This is a genomic window from Marinibacterium profundimaris, from assembly GCF_002210095.1.
GTDB lineage: Bacteria > Pseudomonadota > Alphaproteobacteria > Rhodobacterales > Rhodobacteraceae > Marinibacterium > Marinibacterium profundimaris.
Window position 1 is genome coordinate 52354 of record NZ_AQQR01000016.1, and the last position, 22792, is coordinate 75145.

The 22792-nt window shown below is 63.2% G+C and carries 19 protein-coding genes and 1 pseudogene; 9 read left to right on the plus strand and 11 right to left on the minus strand.

Annotation, left to right across the window (positions count from 1 at the left end):
• Positions 1-9: 9 nt before the first annotated feature.
• The 6 genes and pseudogenes from ATO3_RS22585 to ATO3_RS22610 all read right to left on the minus strand — a co-directional run bounded on the left by ATO3_RS22585 (position 10) and on the right by ATO3_RS22610 (position 6682).
• Positions 10-438, minus strand: coding sequence for a type 2 periplasmic-binding domain-containing protein (locus ATO3_RS22585; RefSeq protein WP_088652166.1), 429 nt, complete (start codon positions 436-438; stop codon positions 10-12).
• A gap of 246 nt (positions 439-684) precedes the next feature.
• Positions 685-1045 (minus strand): annotated as a pseudogene (locus ATO3_RS22590) (acyl-CoA dehydrogenase family protein).
• Between the two features lie 143 nt (positions 1046-1188).
• Positions 1189-1992, minus strand: coding sequence for an IclR family transcriptional regulator (locus ATO3_RS22595; RefSeq protein WP_088652190.1), 804 nt, complete (start codon positions 1990-1992; stop codon positions 1189-1191).
• A gap of 140 nt (positions 1993-2132) precedes the next feature.
• Positions 2133-4247: an acetate--CoA ligase family protein gene (locus tag ATO3_RS22600; RefSeq protein WP_233152274.1), complete on the minus strand. Its 2115-nt coding sequence runs from the start codon at positions 4245-4247 to the stop codon at positions 2133-2135.
• Positions 4248-4270: 23 nt separating this feature from the next.
• Positions 4271-5437 (minus strand): acyl-CoA dehydrogenase family protein, encoded by a 1167-nt coding sequence (locus ATO3_RS22605; protein WP_088652168.1) that lies wholly within the window; start codon positions 5435-5437, stop codon positions 4271-4273.
• A gap of 30 nt (positions 5438-5467) precedes the next feature.
• A complete protein-coding gene (locus ATO3_RS22610; RefSeq protein ID WP_088652169.1) occupies positions 5468-6682 on the minus strand; it encodes a CaiB/BaiF CoA transferase family protein in 1215 nt (404 codons plus the stop codon).
• A 158-nt stretch (positions 6683-6840) separates the two neighbouring features.
• Here ATO3_RS22610 and ATO3_RS22615 point away from each other — a divergent pair, with 158 nt between their 5' ends.
• Genes ATO3_RS22615 through ATO3_RS22640 form a run of 6 tightly spaced genes read left to right on the plus strand, consistent with a single transcriptional unit; the run spans position 6841 to position 12190 of the window.
• The gene (locus ATO3_RS22615) at positions 6841-8256 is read left to right on the plus strand and encodes an acetate--CoA ligase family protein (RefSeq protein WP_233152275.1); all 1416 of its coding nucleotides are present in this window, start codon (positions 6841-6843) and stop codon (positions 8254-8256) included.
• Positions 8253-8924 (plus strand): acetate--CoA ligase family protein, encoded by a 672-nt coding sequence (locus tag ATO3_RS22620; protein ID WP_088652171.1) that lies wholly within the window; start codon positions 8253-8255, stop codon positions 8922-8924. The genes ATO3_RS22615 and ATO3_RS22620 overlap by 4 nt, the downstream gene beginning before the upstream one ends.
• The gene (locus tag ATO3_RS22625) at positions 8921-9421 is read left to right on the plus strand and encodes a MaoC/PaaZ C-terminal domain-containing protein (protein WP_233152276.1); all 501 of its coding nucleotides are present in this window, start codon (positions 8921-8923) and stop codon (positions 9419-9421) included. The genes ATO3_RS22620 and ATO3_RS22625 overlap by 4 nt, the downstream gene beginning before the upstream one ends.
• The gene (locus ATO3_RS22630) at positions 9418-10560 is read left to right on the plus strand and encodes an acyl-CoA dehydrogenase family protein (protein WP_088652172.1); all 1143 of its coding nucleotides are present in this window, start codon (positions 9418-9420) and stop codon (positions 10558-10560) included. The genes ATO3_RS22625 and ATO3_RS22630 overlap by 4 nt, the downstream gene beginning before the upstream one ends.
• Before the next feature lie 48 nt (positions 10561-10608).
• Positions 10609-11781, plus strand: coding sequence for an acetyl-CoA acetyltransferase (locus tag ATO3_RS22635; protein WP_088652173.1), 1173 nt, complete (start codon positions 10609-10611; stop codon positions 11779-11781).
• A gap of 4 nt (positions 11782-11785) precedes the next feature.
• Complete coding sequence (locus tag ATO3_RS22640; protein WP_088652174.1) at positions 11786-12190, plus strand: Zn-ribbon domain-containing OB-fold protein; 405 nt, start codon at positions 11786-11788, stop codon at positions 12188-12190.
• 89 nt (positions 12191-12279) lie between these two features.
• Here ATO3_RS22640 and ATO3_RS22645 read toward each other — a convergent pair whose 3' ends face one another.
• The 5 genes from ATO3_RS22645 to ATO3_RS22665 all read right to left on the minus strand — a co-directional run bounded on the left by ATO3_RS22645 (position 12280) and on the right by ATO3_RS22665 (position 18626).
• The gene (locus ATO3_RS22645; protein ID WP_233152277.1) at positions 12280-14223 is read right to left on the minus strand and encodes a TRAP transporter permease; all 1944 of its coding nucleotides are present in this window, start codon (positions 14221-14223) and stop codon (positions 12280-12282) included.
• Positions 14224-14308: 85 nt separating this feature from the next.
• Positions 14309-15280 carry a TAXI family TRAP transporter solute-binding subunit gene (locus ATO3_RS22650; RefSeq protein WP_088652192.1) on the minus strand — a complete coding sequence of 324 codons (972 nt, stop codon included), beginning with the start codon at positions 15278-15280 and terminating at the stop codon, positions 14309-14311.
• A gap of 42 nt (positions 15281-15322) precedes the next feature.
• A complete protein-coding gene (locus ATO3_RS22655; protein ID WP_088652176.1) occupies positions 15323-16090 on the minus strand; it encodes a CoA-transferase in 768 nt (255 codons plus the stop codon).
• The gene (locus tag ATO3_RS22660) at positions 16087-17025 is read right to left on the minus strand and encodes a CoA transferase subunit A (protein ID WP_233152278.1); all 939 of its coding nucleotides are present in this window, start codon (positions 17023-17025) and stop codon (positions 16087-16089) included. Before ATO3_RS22660 ends, ATO3_RS22655 begins: the two co-directional genes overlap by 4 nt.
• 173 nt (positions 17026-17198) lie before the next feature.
• Positions 17199-18626, minus strand: coding sequence for a hypothetical protein (locus ATO3_RS22665; protein ID WP_088652177.1), 1428 nt, complete (start codon positions 18624-18626; stop codon positions 17199-17201).
• Between the two features lie 500 nt (positions 18627-19126).
• Between ATO3_RS22665 and ATO3_RS22670 the strand changes: the two genes are divergently transcribed.
• The 3 genes from ATO3_RS22670 to ATO3_RS22680 are packed head-to-tail and all read left to right on the plus strand — an operon-like array spanning position 19127 to position 22760.
• On the plus strand, positions 19127-20557 hold the full coding sequence (locus ATO3_RS22670) for an MmgE/PrpD family protein (protein ID WP_088652178.1): 1431 nt from the start codon (positions 19127-19129) through the stop codon (positions 20555-20557).
• The gene (locus tag ATO3_RS22675) at positions 20557-21615 is read left to right on the plus strand and encodes an acyl-CoA dehydrogenase family protein (RefSeq protein WP_088652179.1); all 1059 of its coding nucleotides are present in this window, start codon (positions 20557-20559) and stop codon (positions 21613-21615) included. Before ATO3_RS22670 ends, ATO3_RS22675 begins: the two co-directional genes overlap by 1 nt.
• Positions 21612-22760 (plus strand): acyl-CoA dehydrogenase family protein, encoded by a 1149-nt coding sequence (locus ATO3_RS22680; RefSeq protein ID WP_088652180.1) that lies wholly within the window; start codon positions 21612-21614, stop codon positions 22758-22760. The genes ATO3_RS22675 and ATO3_RS22680 overlap by 4 nt, the downstream gene beginning before the upstream one ends.
• Positions 22761-22792: the final 32 nt, after the last annotated feature.

Below are 22792 nucleotides of genomic sequence, written 5' to 3' on the forward strand. Positions count from 1 at the left end.
ACGCTGGATTCATGAGATGAATCCCACACGGGATTTGTGCAACAGAGCCACCGTATCGTAGAAAGCCGGCGTGCCGACCGTACTTTGCGAGAACAGACCCGGCAGCGTGTGCACACCGGCCAGCGGCATCGTGCCTCCGTTATAGGCCGGTGGAACATAGCCTATGTCCACCACGCCCGATTGCACCATCGAGAACATGTCGCGAAGCGAGCCCATCTGCCCGGCGCCGAAATACTGGAACTTGACCTCACCGTCGGTCAGTTCGGTCACCCGCTCCATCCAGTATTCGGTGCCGGTTTCGACGATGTAGTGGCCCGGCGGAAAAGTGTCCGCCACCTTGAGGGTCGTCTCGGCCAAGGCCACCTGCGGCGCCAGCGCACCCGCAATTATCAGCGCCGCGCCTGCGGCAAGCCGATCCAGTCCGTTCAATACGGTCATCGTAATTCTCCCTCCCTGCGTCGGCCGACGCTTCCCGAACCCGGCCCCTCTCGTAGCGTTTCGGCGGGTGCCTCATGGACCGTTTCGTGGCCCGTCCGTAGGTCGGCCTTCCTGGTTCGACGCAACCACACGGCACGCGGCCCGGTCAATGCGGAAGCGGTGCCCACTCCGATGCGGTCACCAGATCGCACATATATGCTATTGCGCTAACCGAAGCCGCAGCGACAGCCACGCGCCAATCAAGGGTCAGCAGGACTTGGACATCCCCGGCGCTTTCTCGGCCACGTAAGAGAGGATCAGTTCCTCGCTGACCGGCGCGATGAAGTGCAGCACGCTTTCTCGGAAATACCGCTCGACGTGAAATTCCCGCGCGAAGCCAAAGCCGCCATGGGTGCGCACCGCCCGGAACGCCGCTTCGTAGGCTGCCGATCCTGCGAGGGTGCGCGCGGTATTGGCCCGGAGCCCGCAGGGCCTGCCCTGAACGTAAAGCGCGGCGGAACTGAAGACGCATCCACACCGAAGCGAGCGGATGCTGGATAGACTGGTTCTGACTGATCGGACGACCGAAGACGACGCGCTCGCGCGAAAAGGCCGGTGCCTGCCTCATGGGACCACTGCAACCCGCTGCCGTCAATTTACCCTGACTTTGCAAAAAGCCAACGCCAGTGGGCTACCGATTCTGACCAGGGTCAGAACCTACTCTTTTGCCAGGGGGGGCAAAAAAATCACGACGGGTGGGGATCCCGATGTTCAACAGACTCTAGGATCATGACCTTTCTTTCCCAGATGCCGAACAATTTCTTCACGCATGATCCTAACAATCTCGTTCTCGGATCGCTGGATGACATCCGTTGGGGCACCAACCCCGACGGCAAAAAGGCGGGAACTCTGGTGGCTGGGAAAGGGCATGGAGATCAATCCGGCGCCTTTGACGACTTGATCGGTTGAAAGATAGTACCCCTTGGCACGGGTCTCGGTCAACGAGGCGACGAAGGCCTTCACGTCCACCGCCGGTTTGTCGGGCGCACGATAGGCATTGATCTTTCGTAACAGGCGGCACACTTCTTCATCGCTGAAGCGGCTCATCAGAACCCGCCCCACCCCCGAAGTCCCCAGCGGACGTCGCGTGCCGAGTGAAATGTGGTGGATCGGCGACTTCTTCGGACGGATTACTTGGACATACTCAGCTTCGTCACCGTTCTTTGTTCCCAGGACAACGACATGCTGCGTCCGTTGCGCGATCGCCTTGAGCAGCCGCTGGATGATGCCTTCGCCGAACAGATCCGGGTTCATCCATGAGCCCAGAAGAGGGACGCGCTCAGTGGGGAAGTAGTTCTTGTTTCGGGCATCGTGCGTCAGGAAGCCGAGGCTGACCATGCTCTTCAAGAGCGCCGAGGTACTCGATTGCGGATACCCCAGCTTCTTGGATACTTCCACGACCGTTAGCGGCCGTCGCACCTCGTCGAAATATACCAACGTTTCACAGGTGCGGGCGACTGATTTCACGACGTGGTCCCCGCCGGTCTTCGCCAGCGCCTGATGCGCGTCCTCCATGATCATCTCCCAGCATACTATTATATGAACAGCATTCCGATATAAGAATGATCGCGTATGCGGTTTCTGTCAACTGTTAGAAAATCGTAGAAGGCTCGCCGCATACTCTCAGGGGGTCGGGAACATTTCGGGCTCGTTTGTCAGTGGCCGCCTCGCTTTGTGGGGATGATGACGCCATCAGCGGCCACGGCGCCCTGGCCACTGGGCCCGACGATCAACGGGTTCACATCAATGGTCTCAAGCGCTGCCCCGTGATAGGCGGCAAAGGCCGACAGGCGCGCAAGGGCGTCGGCGAGCGCGCCGATGTCGCGTTCGGGCGCCCCCCGGAATGCGTCCAGCAGTTTTCGACCGTGGATTTCGTCGATCATGCGGCGCGCTTCGGCGGGACCGAAAGGAGCAACCCGGAAGGACACGTCTCCCAGCGCCTCGACCAGCACGCCGCCCAGACCGAACATGACCACCGGGCCGAACGCCGGATCCTGGGTCACACCCAGTATGGCCTCCAGCCCAGGTGCTGCCTGTTCCGCCACGACCAGACCGTCGATTCGCGCATCGGGCGCTTTCTCGGACGCCAGTTCCAGAATGCGCGCTCCGGCTGAGCGGACCTCTTCGACCGAGCGCAGGTTCAGCGCCACGCCACCGATATCGGATTTATGCAGGATGTCGGGCGAGGCGATCTTCAACACGATCGGAAAGCCCATCTCCTGCGCCGCCTCGGCTGCCGCCTCCGGAGTCCTGGCCAGGGTTTCGCGCACGATCCCGATGCCGGCCTCGGCAAGCAGCGCCTTGGCCTCGATCTCGTTCACCATGCCGTCCGGCAACGGCGACAGGTCGGACAGTTCGGGTATCGGGTCATGTTCGCCGGCCCGCGCGAAGGACCTGGCGAAATAGCGCAATGCGGCCATCGCACGGACCGCGCGTGTCGGTTCCTCGAACACGATGAACCCCGACTTTTCATATGCGGCACGACCCTCGGGTTCGGTCAGCGAACAGAACAGCATCGGCCGGCCAGGAAACTTCTCGCGGATGCGCTCCAGCCCGGTCCGGATGGCTTCGTTCAGGTCGGCGACAAGACCGACCGTGGACATGAAGATGATGGCTCCGTCGATTTCGCCGTCGCCAAACAACACATCCATGTTGGTTTCCAGCAGGTCGATCTGGTTGACCAGCTGCGCCGTCACATCGACCGGGTTTCGGACACCTGCGAAAGGCAGCACCTCTTTTAGTTTTTTCTGCGCGTGATCGGGAAGCGCGGGCACATCCAGTTTCAGTTTCTCGGCTTCGTCGGCCATCAGCACCCCGACGCCGCCGGACACCGTCACAAGACCCAGCCGGTCACCCTGCATCATCGAACCGGATTCGGCGCAGGCATAGGTCACATCGAACATTTCGTCGACCGATTGCGCCCGGTAGACGCCGTATTGCCGAAAGGCCGAGTCATAGACCGCGTCGGACCCCGCCAGCGAGGCGGTATGCGATTGCGCGGCCTCGGCACCGACCGCGCTGCGGCCGACCTTCATCATGACCACCGGCTTTTCGCGTGCGCGCGCCAGTTCAAGGGCCTCGACCAGCCTGTCGCGGTCGGTCGCGCCTTCGAGGTATCCCATGATTACGCGGGTTTCGTCATCCTGCGCGCAATAGGCCACCGCATCGGCGAAATCGACGTCGCAGGAATTGCCCGTCGTCGCCCAGAGGTTCACACCAAGTCCGCGCATCCTGACCAGCGTCATGCAATACGACCCGAAGGCGCCGCTCTGGCTGACGATCGACACGCCGCCAGGCTTGGGCAGGTGCTTTTCGACCCCCGGTGTGAAGGTGGCGTAAAGATTGTGGCGCACATTGGCGATGCCAAGGCAGTTCGGCCCGACAAGCCGCATACCCCCTTCGCGCGCGATATCCACCATGCGCGCCTGAAGCGCGGTGCCTTCGGCATCAACCTCGGAAAACCCCGAGCTGAAGATCACCGCCCCCCGCACGCCGCGGGCCGCGCATTGCTCGACCGCTTGAACCGCCAACGGCGCGGGCAACGCGATCACCGCCAGATCCGGGGTCGTCGGGGCCTCGGAGATCGACGGATAGGCCGTCAAACCCTGCACCTCGGGCGACTTCGGATTTATCGGCAGGATCGGGCCGTCGAACCCGTGACGTATCAGAAAATCCACCGGCCGTCCGCCGATGCGCTTGGGGTCACTCGACGCGCCGATCACGGCAACAGAACGAGGGGCGAAAATGGCATCCATTCCGTCAATTCGCATGGGTCTTCCTTTGATACTCTAAACTAGTAGGATTTCGGCAGGCCGAGCGCATGTTCCGCGATGAACGACAGCACCAGTTGCGGGGTGACCGGCGCGATGCGGAACAGGATGGCTTCCCGCACAAGCCGCTCGACATGGTATTCCTTGGCATAGCCGAAACCGCCGAAGGTAAGCTGCGCGGTCTGCGTCGCCTTCACCGCCGCTTCGCCCGCCAGGTATTTGCCTGCGTTGGCTTCGTTTCCGCAGGGCTTGCCGGCATCGTAAAGCGCGCCGGCGTTCATCGCCATGAGGTTGGCGGCTTCCAGCTCGGCCCAGCAGGCGGCCAGCGGGTGCTGCACACCCTGGTTCTGTCCGATCGGCCTGCCAAAGACGACACGCTCATTGGCGTAATCCGCCGCACGCCGAAGCGCGTTGCGCCCGATGCCCACCGCTTCGGCGGCGACAAGCACCCTTTCGGGATTCAGCCCGTGCAAGATCTGGCGAAAGCCCTGACCTTCCTCGCCGATCAGATCTTCGGCCGGGATCGGCAGCCCGTCGATGAACAGCTCGTTTGAATCGACGCACTTGCGACCCATCTTCTCGATCTCGCGCACCGTCACGAACGTCCGATCAAGATCGGTGTAGAACAGGCTCAGGCCTTCGGTCGGTTTTTTGACCTCTTCAAGCGGGGTGGTGCGCGCCAGAAGCAGGATCTTGTCGGCCACCTGGGCGGTCGAAATCCAGACCTTCTGCCCATGTACGACATAGCGGTCGCCCTGACGCACGGCGCGGGTTTTCAGCTTGGTCGTGTCGAGGCCGGTCGTCGGTTCGGTGACACCGAAACAGGCCCGTTGCTCGCCGGCCACCAGTGGCGGAAGATAGGTCTTCTTCTGGTCCTCAGTGCCGAACTTGACGACCGGATTCAGGCCGAAGATGTTCATATGGATCGCCGAGGCGGCGCTGTTGCCGCCCCCGGACTCTGCGATCGCCTGCATCATGATCGCAGCGTCGACAATGCCAAGTCCGGCGCCGCCGTAGGCTTCGGGGATGGCGATTCCCAGCCAGCCATCGCGGGCCAGCTTCTGGTGCAATTCGTGCGGGAAGCCGCCTTCGCGATCCCGGTTCAGCCAGAACTCGTCGTCGAACTCTTCGCAAATCCGCAGGACGGCATTGCGGATTCCCTGCTGATCGGATGTCATCTGATAGGTCATGGTGTTCTCCTCAAATCTCGCAGTCCGCTCTCAGCGTTTCGGTTCGGCTACAGTGCCGTTTTCGGTGAGCTTGTCGATCTTCCCGGCGTCGTATCCGAGCTCTTCCAGCACTGCGCGGCTGTCGGCGCCCAGCTCTCTGCGCCCGAGCCAGCGCAGCCGTCCCGGCGTCTTGTCCAGCTTTGGCACGGGTCCGACGACCTTGGTGTCGTCGCCCTCGACCCCGACGATGTCGCCGCGCGCGGCGATCTGCGGATCGGCAAGGATGTCATCGACGTCATAGACCATCGCCGCCACGGCATCGTGGGCCTGGAAGATGTCAATCGCCTTCTGCGCGTCATGCTGTGCCACAAATGCGCCGAGACGGTCCACAATCTCGTCCATGTGCTCCGCGAAGCCATCGAGGCTTTGGAATTGCGGCTGTTCCGCCCATTCCTTTCCGCCCGCGGCTTCCAGAAGCCGCCGCCCGGTCGCCGCACTCCCTGCGCTGATTGTGACCCATTTCCCGTCCCTGGCGCGAAACACCCCCGCCGGGGCGTAGGAATTGGGTGCCTGAAGTCCGTTTCGGTCAACCGGTAGCCCCGCGCCGGTTCGCGTCGGAACGTGATAGTCGATCAGGCGCAACAGCGGCTCGAAGATGGCCAGGTCCACCACCTGGCCCCTGGCGCTGCCGTTCTGCACCGCATGAAGCGCCATCATCGCGCCGTAGGCCGCCATCAGGCCGGTGGTCGAATCCGCGGCGGGAAAGCCGGGGTGCATCGGCGCGTTGTCGGCAAAGCCGGTGATGTGCGCCAGTCCGCTCATGGCCTCGCCGGCCCGACCGAAACCCGGCCACGAGGAACGCGGCCCGGTCTGGCCATAGCCCGAGATCCGCACGATCACCAGATCGGGATTCCAGCCATGCAGAACCTCTGGCGCCAATCCCGCCCTTTCAAGCACGCCGGGGCGGAAGTTTTCGATAAGAACCTGCGCGTTTTCGACCAAGCGGCGCAGAACCTCGCGGCCGTCTTCGGTTTTCCAGTCCAAGGCAACCAGTCGCTTGTTTCGGGCCAGCGTCTTCCACCACACACCGACGCCATCCTTGGCGCGCGCGCTCAGAACCCGCAGCATGTCGCCCTGCCCCGGCCGTTCGATCTTGATCACATCGGCGCCGAAATCGGAGAGCAGAGCGCCGCACATCGGCGCGGCAATCACATGCCCCATTTCAATCACCCTGAGATCGCTCAGCGGCCCGTCTGTTATCTTCACTCGGTAGTCTCCCAGATTGTCATTTCTCGGTCGTCAAGCCCTAACCTCCGGGTCCAGCGCCCTCAGTCTCATCGGAACCTAAATCCATTGCGAGAACAATCGAACGCCCGTTAGATCATCGAAACGGACAATAAAATTTTCACTTGACGGAGAAAGAAATGGCTGAGCCAAACACGAATCGAATGGCGGTTCGCCGACCTTCGGTTGCAGAGGCATTGGACGCTCTGTTCGATCCCAGCACCATCGCGGTCGTCGGGGCCTCCCGCACCAAGGGCAAGCTCGGGCAGGCCGTGCTGGCCCTGCTGAAGAGCAACGGCTATCGCGGCAAGATCATTCCGGTGAACCCCTCGGGCGGCGAAATCGAGGGGCTTGCGGCAGCACGCAGCCTGGAGGAGATCGACGGCCCGATCGACGTGGTCGTTCTGGCAACCCCGGTCGGCGTCGCTCTCGATGCGCTGGAAACCTGTACCCGGCTCGATGTGAAAGTCGTGGTCGGGGTGACCTCCGGCTTTTCGGAAGCCGGGGAAGACGGCCACAACAACGAGATGCGGCTGCGCCGGATCATGCAGGACGCGCCCTTTCGCCTGGTCGGGCCGAACTGCGAAGGCGTGGTGCGCCCCGCGTCGGATCTGCAATTGACCTTCAGCCCCATGTTCAACGGTCTCAGGCCCGGCCCCGTGGCCATGATTTCCCAGTCCGGCGCGCTAGGCGGCCTTATGGCGTTGCGTCTGGGCGAACGCGGCGTGGGGATCAATGCCATCGTCTCCAGCGGCAACGAAACGGATCTGACCGCCGCGGATCTGCTCGAATATCTCGGCAACGATCCGCAGACCCGCGTGGTTCTGTGCTACGTCGAGGAACTGCGCGACGGGCGCCGCTTTGCCGAGGCGGCCCAACGACTCACAAGAGCCGGAAAGCACGTCGTTGCGGTCAAGGGCGGACGAAGCCGCGCCGGATCGCGCGCTGTCGAATCGCATACCGGCGCGATGGCCGGAGACGACCGGGTGATCAGTGCGGTCTTCCGCGAAACCGGGGTTTTCCGCGCCCGGGAATCCGTGGCTGCCGTCGATGCCGTCACGGCCCTCGCCGCAGGCAGGCGGCCTGCCGGCAACCGGGTCGGAATCATCTCTGTCACCGGCGGGCTCGGCGTCGAGATGACCGACCTGGCCGAAAGCGCTGGCTTCGAGGTTCCGGTCCTGGACGAGGCGACGCAGACCGCGCTGTCGCGCTATGTGCCGTTCTACGGCTCGGTGTCGAATCCGGTCGACCTGACCGGCGTCGTTCTGGCGAATCCCACCTATGTGGGCCGTTGCCTCGAGGCCGTAGCGGCCGATCCGGGCGTGGATATCGCCATCGCAATTATCACATTTGTGCCGGATCAACAGTTCATCGAGGCTTTGGCCGAGGCGTTCGACAGCACCGGCAAGCCGATCCTGATCGTCTGGACAGGCTCGGCGCGCAGCAATGCCTCGGGCGAAGCTCTGCGCGAACGGGCTGTCCCGGTTTATGATTCGCCCGCGCGGGCGGCCTCGGGCCTTTCGGCGCTAGCGGCTACGACTGGAGAAGTGGCATGACCCCGAGGGAAACACTGGAAAACTGGCAGCGCGCCGGGCGTAAAGTGGTCCACGAGGCCGACTCGAAGGACCTGCTGCAACAGATCGGTATACCGGTGCCGAAACGCGATCCCGCCGAGGGGCGCTGTGTCGCCAAGCTGTGTCACGACGACTACCCGCATAAGTCCGATCATGGTCTCGTCCGACTGGGTCTCTCGCCTCAAGAGGCGAATCAGGCCGCCACCGAAATGGCAGAACGGTTTGTGGGCGGTACGGCGCTGATCGAGGAAATGGAAGAAGGGTCCGTGGCCGAATGGATCATAGGTTGCAAACGCGACGACACCTTCGGTCCGATCGTTCTGGCCGGCCCCGGCGGCATTCTGGTGGAACTGATAGACGCGGCCGAAATCCGGCTTGCGCCCGCAGGGCCGCAAACCGCCGAGGCGATGGTGAATTCAGGTCCCGGTGCCAGATTGCTGGCGGGGCTGCGCGGCGCGGAACCCGCCGACAAGGGGGCCCTGGCGGACCTGATTTCACGCATATCTGTTTTCTTCGCCGAAAACGCCGATCTGATCTCGGAAATTGAAATCAACCCTGTGATGGTTCGGGCGGACGGGAAAGGATTGGCTGCTGCCGATGCCTTGATCGTGTTGGCACCCAAGGCGAATGAACAGGAGAATTTAACGTGATACGTCACCCTTTCGGAGAGTTGTCACTGGGCCAGACCGGCGTTTCGAGCGGGCGGACGGTGACGGAAACCGATGTCGTCAATTTCTGCATGCTCACCGGGAACTGGCTCGAACTGCATTCCAACATCGAGCATGCCAAGGAGGCGATATACGGCCAGCGCCTTGTTCAGGGCAGCCTCGTGTTTTCCATCGTCAACGCGATGATCCCCTTCGACAGCTCCGTGCTCGCTGCCTTCTACGGCTGCGACAAGCTGCGCTTTCTGCGGCCGACCTTCATCAACGACACCCTCTGGGCACGCGTCGAAATCGCCGATCTGAAGGATCATGACGAAAAGCACGGTGTCGTAACCAGCAAGCTGGAAGGCATCAACCAGCGGGACGAAACGGTGATGCGCTGCGAGTTCAGCCTGCTGATCCGAAAGACCCGTCTCGATCGCCCCGGAGAACCGCCCAAAATCCGGGCCGCGCACGACACCACACAAGGAGAGAGCGCATGAACTTCCTGACCCCCGAGCAGGAGATGTGGCGCACGACCGTCGAGCGTTTCATCGACGAGGAGATCGGCCGCGACTATATCCGCAAATGCGATCTCGAACGCGAATACCCCTATGAGGCCTATGAAAAGGTGGCCAAGCAGGGCTGGCTCGGCATCCTGTTCTCGGAAGAGAGCGGCGGGCTGGGCGGCGACATCATGGATTATGCGCTGATGTGCGAGGGGCTGGCAAAATACGGCTTCGACTTTTCCACCGGCCTGATGGTCGCCACCTTCACCGCGATGAATATCGAGAAATTCGGCACGCCCGAACAGAAAGAGCGGTACATCCAGCCGTTCCTGGATGGTGACATCCGCTTCTCGATCTCGATTTCCGAACCCGGCGCCGGGTCGGACGCGGCTTCGACCAAGACCCGCGCGCGGCGCGACGGCAACGGCTGGGTGGTCAAGGGGCAAAAGCTCTGGTGCTCGGGCGCAAAGGCCGACAATGCGATCCTCGCCATGCTGACCCGCACCGACCCCGACGCGCCAAAGCACAAGGGGCTGTCGGTGTTCCTGATCCCCAATGACACCGAGGGTCTGGACATCCGCAAGCTGCCGACCCTGGCGCGACGCGCAACAGGCACCACCGAGATTTTCGTCGATGACGTGAAACTGCCCGCCGATGCTCTGCTGGGCACCGAAAACGAAGGCTGGAAAATCATCACCGACCACCTGGAACTGGAGCGTGTCGCCGTGGCCGCCGCCTATGTCGGCAACGCCCAGACAGCGGTGGACGATGCCCTGCGCTACGCCCATGAGCGGATTCAGTTCGACAAGCCGATCTTTGACTTTCAGGTGATCCGCCACATGCTGGCCGACATGCAGACCCAGGTCGACGCCGCGCGGCTGCTGGTCTATCGCGCTGCCAGTCTGGCCGCGGCCAAGACGCCCTGCACGCGCGAAGTGTCGATGGCAAAGCTCTTTGCCTCCGAGACCCTGCAAACCGTCACGCGCAACGGCATGCAGATCCTCGGCGGCCATTCCATGCTGCCCGAGGCGGATATGGAACGCTATTTCCGCGAAGGAATGCAAAGCACCATCGGTGGCGGGACCTCGCAGATTCAGCGCACGCTGATCGCCAAGACCATGCGCCCGAACTGACCTCGGGACCGCTTTGGGACACCACCGCACAACAAAGGGAAAGAGCATATGAAGAACGGACGCGATCCGGTGATCGTCGGCCTTGCCGACGCGCCAATCGAGGACGGGAAATTTGTCACGAAGGCTTCGGTTCTGGGCCATGCCGCCCTGGTGGCAAAGGCCGCCGTCGAAGAAGCCGGCCTGACGCTGGACGATGTGGACGGTCTTCTGACCGCCGGCATGTGGGGCGTACCGGGGCCGGGGCAGCTTGCGACGGTGACGCTGGGCGAATATCTCGGCATCATGCCAACCTATGTCGACGGCACCAATATCGGCGGCTCGGCGTTTGAGGCGCATGTCGCCCATGCCGCGATGGCGCTGCGCGAGGGCTATTGCGAGGTGGCGCTGATCGTCTACAGCTCCGACCAGAAATCCTTGCGCAGCCGCAATCTGGGGGGGCGCCCCTCGGTCCTGTCGATGCAGCACGAAACACCCTACGGGATGCCGACGCCGGTGGGTGGCTACGCGATGGCGGCGCAGCGTCACATGCACGAATACGGCACCACCTCCGAGAACCTGGCCGAGATCGCCGTCGCCACCCGGAAATGGGCGCAGCTGAACCCCGCCGCGACGCGGCGCGATCCGCTTTCCGTCGACGACGTCCTGTCCAGCACGATGATCTCGGAACCGCTGCACCTGCTTGATTGCTGCCTCGTCACCGACGGCGCGGGCGCCATCGTGATGACCACCGCCGAACGCGCCAAGGACCTCAAGACCAAACCCGTCGGGGTCAAGGGCTATGGTGAGGCACACACCCATTGGGCCATCGGAGAGATGCCCGATCTCGCCCGCCTGCTGCCGGCGCAAAAGGCTGGCGAAACCGCGATGAAAATGGCCGGTGTAAGCCATTCCGACATCGACGTGGTCGAGGTCTATGACAGTTTCACCATCACCGTCCTGCTGACGCTGGAGGCGCTGGGTTTCTGCAAGATCGGCGAAGGCGGCGATTTTGTCTCTGGCCAACGCACGGCGCCGGGCGGCGCCTTTCCGATGAACACCAATGGCGGCGGCCTGTCGGCGCTGCATCCGGGCATGTACGGGATGTTCCTGCTGATCGAGGCCACCCGCCAGTTGCGGGGCGTCTGCGGCGACCGGCAGGTCGCGGGTGCCGAGACCGCGCTGGTGCATGGCACGGGGGGCACGCTGTCCTCTGGCGCGACCGTGATTTTGCAGAAGGACTGAGCCGATGAGCACTGAAAAACCGCTTCCGGTGATCGACCACGACAGCGCCCCCTATTGGCAGGCCGCACACGAGGGCCGTCTTGACATCCCGCTGTGCGGCGATTGCGGCAAGCATCACTTCTATCCGCGGGCGATCTGCCCGCATTGCCATTCCGACAACCTGAAATTCGACACGGTCAGCGGGCGTGGCGAGGTGCATACCTTCACCATCGCCCGCCGCCCGGCAGGCCCGGCCTTTGCCGACGACGTTCCCTATGTCGTCGCGCTGATCGAACTGGAAGAAGGCCCGCGGATGATGAGCCGGATCCAGACCGACGACCCGGAGAAAGTGCATATCGGGGCCAAGGTCGAGGTGACCTTCGTGAAAGCCACCGACGAGATCACCTTTCCCTACTTCAGGATGACCTGAGACAGCGGGCACAGGTCCGCGCAACCAATCGTAAAAGGGCCGCCGCAGAATACCTGCGGCGGCCCTTCTTTGTGAAAAAGGCGCAGGTGTCACCCGGAACTGAGGGTCCGTCGCTCTCCACGAAGAAAACGCCATGCAATCAGACCGGTCAATGCCAGCCCGCCGATAATATCGGCCATCGGCGCGGCATAGAACAGCAGCGCGGCCGCCGCCAGAAACAAGCCCCGGCCGATAAAGGACAGCGTTCCCCGAAGGTAACCGCTGAACCCGACACTGACAGCAAAAACCGCGGCGCTTGCCACGCCAACGTCCAGAATGACCTGACCGGTCCCGCCCTGTGCGAGGATCCCCGGCCGGAACACAAACAGGAACGGCACCACATAGACCGCCCCGGCCAGTGACAGCGCCCGGCCCGCCACTTTCCAGAAATTGGCCCCGGCCAGTGCGGCGGCGGCGTAGACGCTGGCGCAGACCGGCGGCGTGATGGCTGACAGGATCGCGTAGTAGAAGACGAACAGATGCGCCGTCAGTTCCGGCAGGCCAAGCCGCACGAGGCTGGGCGCGGCAACCGCTGCCGCCAGAACATAAGAGGCCGTGGTCGGCACATCCATGCCCAGCACGATCGACAGCACAGCCGCCAGCAGCAGGGCGACGATCAGGCCCTGATCGGACACCGAAAACAGCAGATTCGAGATTTTCACCCCCGCGCCCGTCGCTGTCAAAACCTTGACGACGATCGCGGCACAGGCCAGCAGCGCGGCGATCATCACCAGCGCGCGACCGGCCTCGACCATCCCCTCGTAAACGTCGCGGGCCAGCCCGGTCCAACATGCCTTCAGCCCCTGCCCCCTTGTGGCGCGGCCAAAGGGGCGCACGGCCGCACAGGCCAAGATCAAAACGATGATCGACGCGGCACCGGCAAAGCTTGGCGTGTAACCCTGGAAAAGAAAGTAAACCACTGTGGCGATAGGAAGAAACAGCGGGATCGCCTTGTCGGGCGCCAGGAAATCCGCCGGTTTCGGCATTTCGTTTTTTGGGGTGGGCTGAAGGCCCGTGCGGCGCGCATAAAGGTCCACCCCGAGCCATATCGCGAGGTAGTAGAGAAACGCAGGACCGACCGCTGCCACGGCGATCTGGGTGTAGGGAATGTTCAGGAACTCGGCCATGATGAACGCCCCCGCCCCCATCACCGGCGGCGTCAGCTGGCCGGCGGAAGACGCAACCGCCTCGACCGCCCCGGCAAAGGCCGGCGGATAGCGCAGCCGCTTCATCGTCGGGATGGTGATCGAACCCGTCGCCATCACATTGGCCACCGCCGATCCGGTCACTGTCCCGAACATCGCCGAGGACAGGGCGCAGACCTTGGCGGGGCCGCCAAACGTGCGTCCAGCGATCCAGGTTGCCATTTTCATGAACACGTCGGTTGCCCCGGTGGACAGCAGCAACGCCCCCAAAAGCACATAGATCGTGATGACCCGCGCGCCCACATCCGCCAGATAACCGAAAATGCCGGTGGTCGAACTGTAAAAGGTCTCGACCGCCGTTCGCGCCGAAACGCGCGGCGGGCGCCAGCCCCCGTCGATCAAATCGTATCCGAAGTAATAATAGAGGACGGTGATCAGCGCCAGCAAGGGCAGGAACCAGCCGATCACCCGGCGAGCCGCTTCGAGCGTCAGCAGGACGGCCAGCAACCCGGCGGCCTTGTCGAGCGGGCCGTACTGCACCATGATGTCGGAAAAACGATCCCGGTTGAGGATCACATAAAGGCACACGCCAAAGGCCAGTAGCCCGAGTGTGATGTCGATGGCCCGTTCCAGGCCGTTTCGGCCGCCGGTCCGCGACGCGCGCGCGGCGTACAGGAAAAAGGCACCGCCCAGACCGAAGCCGATAAAGATCGGTCGTTGAACCAGCGGTTCGAACTGTCCGAACAGGGCATTGTAGAAATGCAGCGCGACGAATGCCGCAAACAACGCGCCGAGCGCCTGCGCGCCGCGCCGTTCCCAGCGCGAAGCTTCGGTCAATGAGTGTTTCATGTTTCCTCCCGAGACGGCGGGGCGCATGTGGCGCCCCGCTCGACCGGTCCGTTCGACCGGCAGTATGACCGTCCGCAGTGCGGAATCAGTTGCCGACGGCTTCTTTCCAGTACCGCACCGCGCCCGGATGATAGGGTACACCGGCCTCGATGGTGGCGACGGCATCGGCGGCGATGTCGTACTCCGCCAGCTGCGGCCAGGCTTCGACCAGCAGATCCATGTTCTGGTGGATGCTGCGGGCGATGTCATAGGCTGTGTCGTCGTCCATGACGCCGGTGCGGGTCAGGAAGAAGACGTTGAGCTTAGGCACCCGCATCTCCTCGGATCCCGGAATAAGCCCTGCGGGGAGGGTTGTGAAACCGACGCCCTCCATGGCTTCCGTCGCCGCTTTCTCCTGCTCTTCGGAGAAACCGATCAACCGCATCTCGGTGCTTGTCATCAGCTCTTGCAGGGTCGCATCGACAGAGTTTGCGGCACCGTATTTGCTGTAGCCGATGATCTGGCGGTTCTTGATGCCTTCCACCGCGTCACCGACGGCACCATGCACAAGGTCGGCGTTGATGTCGAACATCGACAGCACGGTGGTTGTCAGGGTCTCGGCGGCCGACCCCCGGATACCGGGATTGAACTTCTTGCCATCCAGATCGTCGAGCGTGGTCACACCCGATTCCTCGGTTGCGGCAATCAACAGGACCGACGCGCTGTAGGGATAGAGCGCAACCGTATCGGGAATGGCGTTGCCTTCGAACTTGCCGGTTCCGTTTCGGGCCGAGATAAGAATGTCGGTGGTGGCAAGGCCGAGATCGATTTCGTCCCGCGCGAGGCGCAGGACATTGTCCACGCTGGCGCCGGTCTCGATCACGTTGACGGTGGTATCTTCCATGCCGGTCTCGATCGCCTTGCTCATCGCCACCGAGATCGTGAAGTGGCTGGACGTCGGGCTGGTGGTCCCCATCGTGAGATCCTTGGCCGAAACCACCCCGCCCACAAGCATGGCACTCAAGGCCGCAGCGGCACCGATTGCCGTCCGGTTTCTGGTCGTTACGCGTTTGAACATGTCTTCCTCCCAGTCGTTGTTCAAATTATCGGAACCTGCGCGTCAGGCGCGCAGAGTTCCGGTCTTGTCGATCCGCTCACGCAGGACAGTCAGTTCCTCCTCTGTTGGCGGCGGCGTCTGTGGCACGTCTCCCCTGATCCCAAGATCGAACCCCGTGTGGCGCTGAACCTCTTCGGGCGTATTGCCCGCATGGACCGATTTCAGTCGCATCCGCAGCGTCGCCGGGTCGAAATCCATGACAGCGCGTGGTGTCACCACGAACCGCGGTCCTTCCTTTTTCAGGCCGGCGGCGCGTTTCGCCTCGGGCCCGGAAAGGTGGCCCGGTATGGTGATGAAGTCCACTTTCTCGACAAAATTTCGCGTAGTATGAACCGTGGGGCAGACATAGAATCGCGTGGAGGTGTGGCAGTAGGACAGGTTGGCCGCCCCCGGCCCGCGCATCCCGGGCGCGTCGAGCGTGCCACCGACGTGATGCAAGTTGATGTTGCCGTAGGAATCGTGCTGCAACCCGCTGTGAAAGAAGAAGTCCAGGCCGTGATGACTGTGGCCGAAAAGCTCGATGAAGGTTTCGGCAGCCTCACAGCGGCCCAAGGCACGGTCATCCAGCATGGACGGATAAAGATGCCCCGGCAGCGGATTGAAGAACATCTCTCCGCCGACTGTCAGGTTCGGTGCGTGCAGTTCACGCGCCAGAGCGATCGCCGCCATCGGGACCAATGCAGCAGCACCCGCCGCGCCCAGCTCGCCATCGGCCAGGTCGCGGGCCAGCACGACAACCATTTGCTCAAGGGGGGAAACCGCCGCGCTCATCTCTTCCGTGTCTCCGCTTCGAGCCGGGCGAAATATTCGGCGCCGCCGACCGCTTCAATATAGTCACCCTGGCTTTTCGGCCCCGTCACATGACGCGCGATGTAGTCGTCCAGTCCTGCGCGGTCGCCGGTACGGGCGGCGTCGCCCAGATCTGCGTAGGCGTCGATATGATCCTCGTCCATCGCGTAATGGGGGAAGCTCGCGGTGGGATGCGCGCCGTAAGGCACCTCGACCACGGCATCGACATAGTGGGACGGCACCGTAACCCGCGACGGATCGTCAAGGATCACCTCGTCCGGCACGATCCTGTCCACGCTGGCAATGACAATGTCCGAAGCGCGCGCCATCAGCTGATCGGCATAGACCATGGTGCTGAGATGGCGCAGGTTTCCCCAGCGGTCGGCCTCTTGCGCGTGCAGGAACGTGACGCGGGGCCGGATCGGCCCGACGGCGTGGATGCGGCGTCCCGAAAAGGGGCAGTCGATTTCGCGTATCAGCGGATTGTGCTTCAACACGTCCGACCCGCGCAGCGCGTCGATCGGCTGGAACGGCACGCCGTGGGCCGAGGCCATCAGCCCGCCGACCACGGTCAACGCGTCAAGCGCGTGGGCGGTCACCTGCCCTGCCTCGACCGCGCGGCGGAAATTGGGGCAAAGCCGGTTCTCCAGCGTGACGCCGGGAATGAACACCTGCTCGACCGCGCCTGTCGCGATCATCAGATCGACGTCATAGCCCGCGCCGGGCGAGGAATAGACATGCAGGTCCTTTGCGCCCGCTGCCAGCAACCCGCGCACCAATGCGACCGGCCGGCCCTGCTTGAACAGCCCGCCAAGGCATAGTTCAGGACGTTCCTGCAAAGCGTCCCGGGCCAGATGCGCTGCGTCCTGCAGCCCCGTGACCTTGCTGCGACGCGTGGGTTTCGTTTGGCCGTTCATCGTATGGGTCGTCGCTCCGATGCTTCTGTTTCCCTGGCAGACCGCCGGGAAATTTGCGCAGAACAACTGTACTGGAACCCACGCAATCCAGCACCCTCCGCCATGTGACAGGCATGATCGAACACATATGTGCGATTGGCCGCGCCCGGACCCGGATGAAAAATCCCCGTCGCTCAGAACAGCCCTGTAGCGACACCGCCACCGACAATGAGGGTGATGAGGACGATGCTGGCAAGACCGAAAACTCCGTTCCAGCGAAAACCGATGGTCAGGGGCCGTTCCCCGACGATTGAGGAGGCATAAACGACGGCAGTGATGGCAGGCCCCATGCAGATGATGCTGCTCCAGCCGCCGGCCAGTGCAAGGCCCAGAGCGAGCGGCGACAAACCATCCACGCCGACGCGGTTGACCACGTCCGCCAGCAGCACCACCGAGATCATCGGGTGCACACCCAGCAGCCCCGTCACGAACACCGTCATGATCAACAGCACAACGGTCAGGACAGGCCGCGCGGCAATCCAGCCCAAGTGGTCGGCAATCCACTCGACCGGGACCACTTCCAGCGCGACAAGGCCGATGAACCCCGCCGAAGCGATAACGCTCATCTCGGTCGCGAACCCTGAAGCCTGGGCCACGAACCGGCGCGACATGTCCGAAATGCCGCCGATGCCCTTCCGCAGACCCGACCAGAGAAGCGCATAGACCGGCACGATGGCGATCAGGACAGTCTGGAAACTGTATTCCGTCGCCCTATCCAGAGCCACCACAACGCCCCCGAGTACAAGGATATGACCAGCAACGATCACGACCGACCAATGCGCCCAGTCCGGCAAGTCCCCGGTCAGGGCCGCGACCCGACCGCGCGCCGATGGCGGACGCCACCATTCCAACGTGTCGAACAGCCACCCCAGAAGGAAAAGCACCCCGGCCAGCGCGATTCCGATAGGCGCCAGATGCGCCCATTCGAGATCCGGAATCGTGAGAATCATCAGATTCAGGGCGACGCCGAACGGCGTCCAGAACGCGATCGAGGAAAACCCCCGCATACAGGCGCTTACCATCCTGCGCTTGCGGGCCTCGTACACCACATCGTCCATTTCATGGCGATGGGCCTGCAAGCCTTTCATGATGACCTCAAGCATAACGCCCAGCCCGCCGAGGTTCAGCAGCACGCCGAACAGGTGGCCCCCTGCACTCAGAGAGGCGTAGCGGCGGGTCGGCGGCTGCAACGTCAGGAATTCTCCAGCGACCTCTACAACCGGGTCCTGCGTGGCCGCGATGCGTAGGAATGCGACAGCCGTCAGCAGCGCGGACAGGAAAACGACACGCCCCGCCGCCTCGGCGAAAATGCGCGTTTCGATACCTCCAGCCAGCGCCAGAACGGCAATCGCGAACGAGAAGAAAAGCAGCACCCATCCGACGCGGGCAATGCTGCGGAACGCTATCACGAGATAGACGCCAAAAAACGGCACGGCCGCGATCGACACGCCGCTGGCGGGGAAGACACCCTGCGCGATGCCACCGCCAAGACAGATCATCAGACAGATAGTGGCAATCGGGTTGCGCACGGCGCGCCGTTTCAGAACGTCAATGAACAACATCTGCCCCCGCTTTTCCTAAGCCGTATGGCCTGTCCGCAAAGCGTCGGCAGATCCGACCGCGTCAGAAACGCCGGTCGGACAACCATGTCGCCGATTCCGGATTCATCCCGTGCGGTACGCAACCCGCTCATATCGCCAGCGCGTGAACGGCGAGAGCGACTGCCTGACGCGGCCGACGGACCCGGTCGCGAATCTTTGCGAAATGAAAGTCTGACGGAAACGGCGTGGTGCAATGCCTTGTCGCGTTCCCGCCCTGGCCTTACAGAGAATTTACACCGGCACCCCAGCCACGCTCGCCCTTCTTTTAGCGGTTTTTCTGACACGCCCGGCGCCCGATCTTCAAGGGATTCAGATGAAGGTTTGCACCCAGGCTGCCGCAGACTCAGCGGGAATCACAACGCTCGTATCCTTCTTCAACACATATGTGCAAACAGGAGGTCACCCGAATTGATAGCACCTCCCGACATGAGGCAAAGTGCAATACCAGAGAGGATCAGCAAATGACCAGTGATTTCACCCGCCGTCTAACGCGGTTCATCGCCGCGCCACATCGGCTGGACGCTGCAAATGCAGAACCGGCCGCGCTTTGCGTGGAGGATACGGTGGCCGTCATCTATGGCGGGTGGCACGAGCCGGTGGTCCGCCGACTGGCGGCACTTGACGGGGACGAAGCGGCCACGCCGATGGGCGCAGTCGGAAAGGGCGGCGTAGAGTGGGCCGCGTTCCTCAACGCCGTGGCCGGTCACGCGCTGGACTTCGACGATGTCCACACGCTCAGCGTCACGCACCCCAGTGTGGTCTTCGTGCCGGCGCTGCTGGCCATGGCAGACGTGCGGCCAGAGACGGCCGCCCGTGTCGCCCCCGCGCTTGCGGTGGGAGCGGCCGTCAATGTCGCGCTAGGACAGGTTCTCGGCTTTGGTCACTACGACAAGGGCTGGCATGCCACATCGACGATCGGGGCCGTGGCCGCGGCGGCAGCGGTCGCGCATCAGCTTGACCTTGACGACGAGGCCATCGGAAACGCCCTGTCGCTGGCCGCGTCACTGGCCGGCGGATTGCAGATCAATTTCGGCGCGATGGCAAAACCGATCCAGGCTGGCAACGCCGCCCTTGTCGGAGTGCGCGCCGCTCGCATGGCCGAAGCCGGGATCACCGGCGCCCCCGACATCTTTTCGCGGCGCGGCTTCTTCGATCTTTATGCCGGTCCGGACGGGCTTGCGACCGACCCTGCGGAAGTGGTGTCAAAGATCGATCTGGGCAGCGTGTCGCGCAAGCTTTATCCGTGCTGCTATCTCACGCACAGGATGATCGCCGCAGGGCGGCATCTATATGCCGAACGCGGCGGCGACGCGGTGCCCGGGGACTCGGTGATCGAAATGACAGTGCCCAAGGGCGTCATGGTGCCCCTGCATATCACCAATCCCAAGGACGGAATGGAAGCCAAGTTCTGTGCCGCCTATACCCTGTGCGCCGCCCTGCATCAGGGCCAGGTCGGGCTCGCGGATTTCGAGGGCGACAGCCCCCACCGGGCTGAGATCCGTCGCCTGATGGACATGGTGACCATCGAAACGGAACCGGACGCGGGGCAGGATCGCGTCGGCGTGGACCATGGGGCGGTCCATGTCCGCCTGCGAAGAGGCAACGAAACCCTGGCCGAAACCTCGGTCGCGGCACATCCCGGATCGCCCGCGGACCCGGCGACGCCAGCCGAGATCGGTGACAAGATCGCCGATTGTCTCGAGAAATACCGCCGGGACGGCGGAACGCCGCCCGCCTCCGGTACGTTTCGTCAGGATCTGCGCACACGGCTGCATCTGCCGCCGCTGCGCGCTTCGATTGAAACCGACGGCCAATCACATCACGCCCGTCACAACACACCAGAACACGGCACTTCAATCGCCAACCAAGCACTGTCTGAAAGGACCACCTGATGGAGTCGATGATCTTCGACACGGCCGAGCGGCTTTTCCGCGATCATGTCAGCCACGGCCTGCGCGAGGACGCCGCCGCCGGACAATGCCCCGAGGCCCTCTGGACGCGGATCGAAGAGGCCGGGTTGCACATGGCGCTGGTGCCCGAAGAGGCTGGCGGCTTCGGCGTGCCCGCTTCCGAGGCGCTCGGGCTTGTGCGCATTGCCGGGGCGCATGGCCTGCCCCTGCCACTCGCCGAAACCCTGATCGCAAATGCGGTTCTGGCGCGCGCGGGTCTGGCCCTGTCCGGCGGCAGGCTGACCATTGCCGAGGGCGACGGGCTGCAGCTGGAACGGCGGGGCGGTGCCGTGCATGCAAGCGGACACCTGACGCTGGTGCCTTTTGCCCGCTGGGCGGACCGGATCGTGACCATTGCCGCACTGGATGGCGCCGATCACGTATTGTCCCTGCCGGTGAAGGATCTGACCGTCACCCCGGCGCGGGATCTTGCCGGGATGCCGCGCGACGATGTCGCGGTCGATCTCGACCTGCCCGGGGCCAATGCCGCCGCCTTGCCCGTGTCGATGGGCGGGATGCGCAGGCTGGGTGCGCTTGTCCGCAGCTTGGCCACCACCGGTGCGATGGAAACCATCCTGAAGATGAGTGTCGAATACGCCAACGACCGGGTCCAGTTCGGACGGCCGATCGGCAAGTTTCAGGCGATTCAGCAATACCTCGCAACGATGGCCGGAGAAACCGCCGCTTCGCGCACTGCCGCCGAAATGGCGGCCGACAGCTATGACACAGCCGCCTTTGCGCTGAACGTTGCCGCCGCCAAAAGCCGCGCCGGAGAAGCTGCGGAAACGGTCGGTGCGCTGGCTCATCAGATTCATGGGGCCATCGGCTATACCCAGGAACATGCGCTGCACCATTTCACCAAACGGATCTGGAGCTGGCGCGACGAGTTCGGCACCGAACTGGACTGGACAAAGGAACTGGGACGGGCCGCGCTGTCTAGCCCCCACGACACCTTCTGGCATTTCATCACTGACAGCACAGCACAAGGCGCAATGGCATGACACTCACCGCGTTTCCTTCACCCCCGCCCGGCGCCGACTATGACGATCTGCGGCAAGAGGTCCGTGCATTTCTAGCCAAAGAGCTGGCCGATTTCCCGCCCGAAAAACGCGCCGAGTCGTGGAATGGGTACAACCGTGACTTTTCACGCAAGCTGGCGCAGCGCGGCTGGGTCGGCATGACTTTTCCCAAAGAATACGGCGGTCACGCACGCAGCGCACTGGAACGCTATGTCGTGTCTGAAGAACTGCTGGCTGCCGGTGCGCCGGTAATTTCGCACTGGATCGCCGATCGTCAGAGCGGCCCGCTGATACTTGCCAAGGGCACCGAAGATCAGAAACGCGCGATCGTGCCGCGCATCGCCGCGGGAGAGCTCTGTTTCTGCATCGGGATGAGCGAACCGGATTCCGGCTCGGACCTTGCGGCCACGCGCACCGTAGCCACCGAGGTCGAGGGCGGTTTCCGCGTCAATGGCACAAAGGTCTGGACGACCTATGCGCATGTGGCCGATTACATGATCCTGTTCTGCCGCACTGGCAAGAGCGACGACCGCCACGGCGGGATGAGCCAGTTTCTGATCGATCTCAAGACCACCGAGAACATCCAGATCAGCCCGATCATCGATCTGGGTGGCGAACACCATTTCAACCAGGTCGTCTTCGACAACACCTTCCTGCCATCCGATGCGCTTCTGGGCCAACAGGGCGAGGGGTGGTCCCAGGTCATGAGCGAACTGGCCTTCGAACGCAGCGGACCGGAACGATTCCTGTCGTCCTTCGCCCTGATCGAAGAACTGATCCGTTTGCTGCGCAAAGACTCCACCGAGGCGCAACAGGCCGAGATCGGCCGCCTGTCCGCGCATCTGAAGGTACTGCGGCAAATGTCGCGGTCGGTGGCCGGGATGCTGAACGAGGGCGAGAACCCAGCGCTTCAGGCCGCCATCGTCAAGGATCTCGGTGCGCTCTATGAACAGGACATTCCGCGCCTGGCCCGTAGCCTCTTGTCCCGCCCGGCCGTGCCTGGAGGACGCGACAGCTATGCAGCAGTGCTGGCCTATACGGAACTCGCGGTACCGTCGTTCTCGCTCCGGGGGGGCACCCGCGAGATCCTGCGCGGCATCATCGCGCGCGGACTGGGATTGAGGTAACGGGGGGCTCGGCCAGCCGGAGCGGGGCGTGT

Coding starts and splice junctions, on each gene's coding strand:
- ATO3_RS22585 (WP_088652166.1), bottom strand. CDS start 438: ATGACCGTATTGAACGGACTGGATCGGCTTGCCGCAGGCGCGGCGCTG.
- ATO3_RS22595 (WP_088652190.1), bottom strand. CDS start 1,992: ATGGAGGACGCGCATCAGGCGCTGGCGAAGACCGGCGGGGACCACGTC.
- ATO3_RS22600 (WP_233152274.1), bottom strand. CDS start 4,247: ATGCGAATTGACGGAATGGATGCCATTTTCGCCCCTCGTTCTGTTGCC.
- ATO3_RS22605 (WP_088652168.1), bottom strand. CDS start 5,437: ATGACCTATCAGATGACATCCGATCAGCAGGGAATCCGCAATGCCGTC.
- ATO3_RS22615 (WP_233152275.1), top strand. CDS start 6,841: ATGGCTGAGCCAAACACGAATCGAATGGCGGTTCGCCGACCTTCGGTT.
- ATO3_RS22620 (WP_088652171.1), top strand. CDS start 8,253: ATGACCCCGAGGGAAACACTGGAAAACTGGCAGCGCGCCGGGCGTAAA.
- ATO3_RS22630 (WP_088652172.1), top strand. CDS start 9,418: ATGAACTTCCTGACCCCCGAGCAGGAGATGTGGCGCACGACCGTCGAG.
- ATO3_RS22635 (WP_088652173.1), top strand. CDS start 10,609: ATGAAGAACGGACGCGATCCGGTGATCGTCGGCCTTGCCGACGCGCCA.
- ATO3_RS22640 (WP_088652174.1), top strand. CDS start 11,786: ATGAGCACTGAAAAACCGCTTCCGGTGATCGACCACGACAGCGCCCCC.
- ATO3_RS22645 (WP_233152277.1), bottom strand. CDS start 14,223: ATGAAACACTCATTGACCGAAGCTTCGCGCTGGGAACGGCGCGGCGCG.
- ATO3_RS22650 (WP_088652192.1), bottom strand. CDS start 15,280: ATGTTCAAACGCGTAACGACCAGAAACCGGACGGCAATCGGTGCCGCT.
- ATO3_RS22655 (WP_088652176.1), bottom strand. CDS start 16,090: ATGAGCGCGGCGGTTTCCCCCCTTGAGCAAATGGTTGTCGTGCTGGCC.
- ATO3_RS22660 (WP_233152278.1), bottom strand. CDS start 17,025: ATGAACGGCCAAACGAAACCCACGCGTCGCAGCAAGGTCACGGGGCTG.
- ATO3_RS22665 (WP_088652177.1), bottom strand. CDS start 18,626: ATGTTGTTCATTGACGTTCTGAAACGGCGCGCCGTGCGCAACCCGATT.
- ATO3_RS22670 (WP_088652178.1), top strand. CDS start 19,127: ATGACCAGTGATTTCACCCGCCGTCTAACGCGGTTCATCGCCGCGCCA.
- ATO3_RS22675 (WP_088652179.1), top strand. CDS start 20,557: ATGGAGTCGATGATCTTCGACACGGCCGAGCGGCTTTTCCGCGATCAT.
- ATO3_RS22680 (WP_088652180.1), top strand. CDS start 21,612: ATGACACTCACCGCGTTTCCTTCACCCCCGCCCGGCGCCGACTATGAC.